3 rRNA genes are annotated in these 5,602 nt (G+C 58.6%); all 3 read right to left on the bottom strand.

Features of this window, described 5'->3' with window-relative positions:
• Positions 1 to 39: 39 nt before the first annotated feature.
• Positions 40 to 156, bottom strand: a 5S ribosomal RNA gene (rrf, locus tag D1350_RS23335).
• A 117-nt stretch (positions 157 to 273) separates the two neighbouring features.
• Positions 274 to 3,379, bottom strand: a 23S ribosomal RNA gene (locus D1350_RS23330).
• A gap of 401 nt (positions 3,380 to 3,780) precedes the next feature.
• Positions 3,781 to 5,296, bottom strand: a 16S ribosomal RNA gene (locus tag D1350_RS23325).
• Together the 16S, 23S and 5S rRNA genes form the textbook arrangement of a ribosomal RNA operon.
• Positions 5,297 to 5,602 lie beyond the last annotated feature (306 nt).

Genomic DNA, 5,602 nt, shown 5'->3' with positions numbered 1-5,602 from the left:
ACCCGCACCCTGGTGGGTGCGGGTCTTCGTGTGAAGGGTGTCCGGCGGCGTCCTACTCTCCCACCCCGTCTCCAGGGCAGTACCATCGGCGCTGTAGGGCTGAGCTTCCGGGTTCGGAATGGGACCGGGCGTTTCCCCTACGCTATGACCGCCGTAACGTTGTCGAGTTGTCGGTGCACCCCGTGTGGCCCACCTGGTCAGGGGTGGGTGTGGGGGTGGTTGCCCGTTTCTCGGGAACCGCACAGTGGACGCGTAGCAATGTTGTTTGATGGTGTTGTGAAGTTGTCGGCTGATTAGTACCGGTCAGCTGCACGGGTCTTTCGTCCCCGTTTCCACGTCCGGCCTATCGACCCAGTAGTCTGCTGGGTGCCTTCCAGGATCTAGTCCTGTGGAAACCTCATCTTGAAGCAGGCTTCCCGCTTAGATGCTTTCAGCGGTTATCCCTTCCGAACGTAGCCAACCAGCCGTGCTCCTGGCGGAACAACTGGCACACCAGAGGTTCGTCCGTCCCGGTCCTCTCGTACTAGGGACAGCCCTTCTCAAGTTTCCTGCGCGCGCAGCGGATAGGGACCGAACTGTCTCACGACGTTCTAAACCCAGCTCGCGTACCGCTTTAATGGGCGAACAGCCCAACCCTTGGGACCTACTCCAGCCCCAGGATGCGACGAGCCGACATCGAGGTGCCAAACCATGCCGTCGATATGGACTCTTGGGCAAGATCAGCCTGTTATCCCCGGGGTACCTTTTATCCGTTGAGCGACGGCGCTTCCACAAGCCACCGCCGGATCACTAGTTCCGACTTTCGTCCCTGCTCGACCTGTCGGTCTCACAGTCAAGCTCCCTTGTGCACTTGCACTCGACACCTGATTGCCAACCAGGCTGAGGGAACCTTTGAGCGCCTCCGTTACATTTTAGGAGGCAACCGCCCCAGTTAAACTACCCACCAGGCACTGTCCCTGGTCCGGATCACGGACCGAGGTTAGATGTCCGAAGCGGTCAGAGTGGTATTTCAACGGCGACTCCACCGACACTGGCGTGCCGGCTTCGCAGTCTCCCACCTATCCTACACAAACCGCACCGAACACCAATACCAAGCTATAGTAAAGGTCCCGGGGTCTTTCCGTCCTGCTGCGCGTAACGAGCATCTTTACTCGTAGTGCAATTTCGCCGAGTTCGCGGTTGAGACAGCGGAGAAGTCGTTACGCCATTCGTGCAGGTCGGAACTTACCCGACAAGGAATTTCGCTACCTTAGGATGGTTATAGTTACCACCGCCGTTTACTGGGGCTTAAATTCTGGGCTTCGCCGAAGCTGACCCGTCCTCTTAACCTTCCAGCACCGGGCAGGCGTCAGTCCGTATACATCGTCTTGCGACTTCGCACGGACCTGTGTTTTTAGTAAACAGTCGCTTCTCCCTGGTCTCTGCGGCCCTCCCCGCTTCCTCACCGCGAGGGTGAGTGACGGTTCAGGCCCCCCTTCTCCCGAAGTTACGGGGGCATTTTGCCGAGTTCCTTAACCACGATTAGCTCGATCGCCTTAGTATTCTCTACCTGACCACCTGAGTCGGTTTGGGGTACGGGCGGCTAGTCCCTCGCGTCGAGGCTTTTCTTGGCAGCAGAGGATCACCCGTTTCCCGCATACGCGGTCACTATCAGCTCTCACCCTCGTGTCTCGCGGATTTGCCTACGAGACGGGCTACGGCCTTGGACGTGGACTACCATCGCCACGCCGGGCTACCTTCCTGCGTCACCCCTGTTAATACGCTTACCTACTACCGGTTCAGTTCCCACGCCGCCGGCCGCGGTGCAGTCCGAAGACTGCGGTGCGACCCTTGGGGTGGTTAGTATCACCGGACTCGGTATGGGCGGTCCTTCGCCGGTAGGAGAATATCAACTCCTTGTCCATCGACTACGCCTGTCGGCCTCGCCTTAGGTCCCGACTTACCCAGGGCGGATGAACCTGGCCCTGGAACCCTTGGTCATTCGGCGGACGGGATTCGCACCCGTCATTCGCTACTCATGCCTGCATTCTCACTCGTGTGGGCTCCACCACTGGGTCACCCCGCAGCTTCACTGCCCACACGACGCTCCCCTACCCACCCACACGCCTGAACCACGAAGGCTAGACAAAGTGTGAGTGCCACGGCTTCGGTGGTGTGCTTGAGCCCCGCTACATTGTCGGCGCGGAATCACTTGACCAGTGAGCTATTACGCACTCTTTCAAGGGTGGCTGCTTCTAAGCCAACCTCCTGGTTGTCTGTGCAACTCCACATCCTTTCCCACTGAGCACACGCTTTGGGACCTTAGCCGATGATCTGGGCTGTTTCCCTCTCGACCACGGAGCTTATCCCCCGCGGTCTCACTGCCACGCTCTAACTTACCGGCATTCGGAGTTTGGCTGACGTCAGTAACCTTGTAGGGCCCATCGGCCATCCAGTAGCTCTACCTCCGGCAAGAAACACGTGACGCTGCACCTAAATGCATTTCGGGGAGAACCAGCTATCACGAAGTTTGATTGGCCTTTCACCCCTAACCACAGGTCATCCCCCAGGTTTTCAACCCTGGTGGGTTCGGTCCTCCACGCCGTCTTACCGGCGCTTCAACCTGCCCATGGCTAGATCACTTCGCTTCGGGTCTAGACCCGGCGACTGAGACGCCCTGTTCGGACTCGCTTTCGCTACGGCTTCCCCACACGGGTTAACCTCGCCACCGAGCACTAACTCGCAGGCTCATTCTTCAAAAGGCACGCCGTCACCCCAGCTAAGGAGGCTCCGACGGATTGTAGGCACACGGTTTCAGGTACTATTTCACTCCCCTCCCGGGGTACTTTTCACCTTTCCCTCACGGTACTGGTCCGCTATCGGTCACTAGGTAGTATTTAGGCTTAGCAAGTGGTCTTGCCAGATTCACACGAGATTTCTCGGGCCCCGTGCTACTTGGGATCCCCTCCAGGAGACCACGCCATTTCGTCTACGGGACTCCCACCCTCTACGGTCCGGTTTTCAACCCGGTTCGACTATGACGCGGTTTTCTGACTCCTCGAGACCCTGTCAGAGGCCTCAAGAGGGTCCCACAACCCCGCACACGCAACGCCTGACAGCTTGGCACGCGCACGGTTTGGCCTCATCCGCTTTCGCTCGCCACTACTCACGGAATATCTCTTCCTGTCGGTACTGAGATGTTTCACTTCCCGACGTTCCCTCCACACGCCCTATATATTCAGGCGCGGGTAGCACGACATGACTCGTGCTGGGTTCCCCCATTCGGAAATCCTCGGATCACAGCTCGTCTGCCAACTCCCCGAGGCTTATCGCAGGCTACAACGTCCTTCTTCGGCTCCTAGTGCCAAGGCATCCACCCTGTGCCCTTAAAAACTTGACAACACTACAACAATTCGCAGAAACCCTTACGGGTTATATACAAAGATGCTCGCGTCCACTGTGCAGTTCTCAAGCTACGGACGAACCCGCCCCACCACCGACGCCTACCCACTCCCATCACAGGAGCAGGCGGTTCGCACGAGGTCAGGCGACCCGTACAGCTACATCCAGAGTCACCCACCAACACCAAGGTGCCGGCGGTTGCCTCAGGACCCAACAGTGTGCTCGGCGAACCAGACCACCCACCCACCGGACACGTTCCAAACCCCGAGGGGTCGTACTTGTGCCGGCAGACGCAGGCAGCAGGCTCTTCGTCAATGTTCCACCCATGAGCAACCGTCCCGGATGCGTTCGACCCGGGCACGGCCTCTGCCTGCTGTACGCAGGAGATGAGCTCCTTAGAAAGGAGGTGATCCAGCCGCACCTTCCGGTACGGCTACCTTGTTACGACTTAGTCCCAATCGCCAGTCCCACCTTCGACCACTCCCCCCCTTGCGGGTTGGGCCATGGGCTTCGGGTGTTACCAACTTTCGTGACTTGACGGGCGGTGTGTACAAGGCCCGGGAACGTATTCACCGCAGCGTTGCTGATCTGCGATTACTAGCGACTCCGACTTCACGGGGTCGAGTTGCAGACCCCGATCCGAACTGAGACCGGCTTTTAGGGATTCGCTCCACCTCACGGTATCGCAGCCCTCTGTACCGGCCATTGTAGCATGCGTGAAGCCCAAGACATAAGGGGCATGATGATTTGACGTCATCCCCACCTTCCTCCGAGTTGACCCCGGCAGTCTCCCATGAGTCCCCGGCATAACCCGCTGGCAACATGGGACGAGGGTTGCGCTCGTTGCGGGACTTAACCCAACATCTCACGACACGAGCTGACGACAACCATGCACCACCTGTGCACCGACCTTGCGGGGCACCCATCTCTGGGTGTTTCCGGTGCATGTCAAGCCTTGGTAAGGTTCTTCGCGTTGCATCGAATTAATCCGCATGCTCCGCCGCTTGTGCGGGCCCCCGTCAATTCCTTTGAGTTTTAGCCTTGCGGCCGTACTCCCCAGGCGGGGCACTTAATGCGTTAGCTGCGGCACAGAAACAGTGGAACTGTCCCCACACCTAGTGCCCAACGTTTACGGCATGGACTACCAGGGTATCTAATCCTGTTCGCTCCCCATGCTTTCGCTCCTCAGCGTCAGTTGCGGCCCAGAGACCTGCCTTCGCCATCGGTGTTCCTCCTGATATCTGCGCATTCCACCGCTACACCAGGAATTCCAGTCTCCCCTACCGCACTCTAGTCTGCCCGTACCCGATGCAAGCCCGAGGTTGAGCCTCGGGTTTTCACACCAGACGCGACAGACCGCCTACGAGCTCTTTACGCCCAATAATTCCGGACAACGCTTGCGCCCTACGTATTACCGCGGCTGCTGGCACGTAGTTAGCCGGCGCTTCTTCTGCAGGTACCGTCACTTTCGCTTCTTCCCTGCTGAAAGAGGTTTACAACCCGAAGGCCGTCGTCCCTCACGCGGCGTCGCTGCATCAGGCTTTCGCCCATTGTGCAATATTCCCCACTGCTGCCTCCCGTAGGAGTCTGGGCCGTGTCTCAGTCCCAGTGTGGCCGGTCGCCCTCTCAGGCCGGCTACCCGTCGTCGCCTTGGTAGGCCATCACCCCACCAACAAGCTGATAGGCCGCGAGCCCATCCCCCACCGAAAAACTTTCCACACCCGACCATGCGGTCAGGCGTCGTATCCGGTATTAGACCTCGTTTCCAAGGCTTATCCCGAAGTGGGGGGCAGGTTGCTCACGTGTTACTCACCCGTTCGCCACTGATCCACCCCGAAGGGCTTCACCGTTCGACTTGCATGTGTTAAGCACGCCGCCAGCGTTCGTCCTGAGCCAGGATCAAACTCTCCGTAAAAGTATCTCGCCACCCACACCCCGAAGAGCACAGGTAACAACCATACGAAGCAAACCCCCAAAAGGGGTTCTGATTAAACTGGCACAGACCGAGCATGGCTCAGTCCGTCATCCAAAGGAATCCTCAACGAACCCGACCAGCCACCAGCATCAGCCGGCACCGCATCGAGCCCGCCAACGAGGAAAATAATTGGCATTGACTATCAAGCACACTGTTGAGTTCTCAAACAACCGACGCACACCGCCGCAGACCAGACCCTATTCATGTCCGGCCCCCGTCCGGGGCAACCTCTTAAACCTACCAGAC

This window comes from Antribacter gilvus, assembly GCF_003946865.1.
Taxonomy (GTDB): Bacteria; Actinomycetota; Actinomycetes; order Actinomycetales; family Cellulomonadaceae; genus Antribacter; species Antribacter gilvus.
The sequence above is the reverse complement of the archived record's forward strand: the minus strand, read 5'-3'. Positions and strand labels throughout refer to the sequence as shown.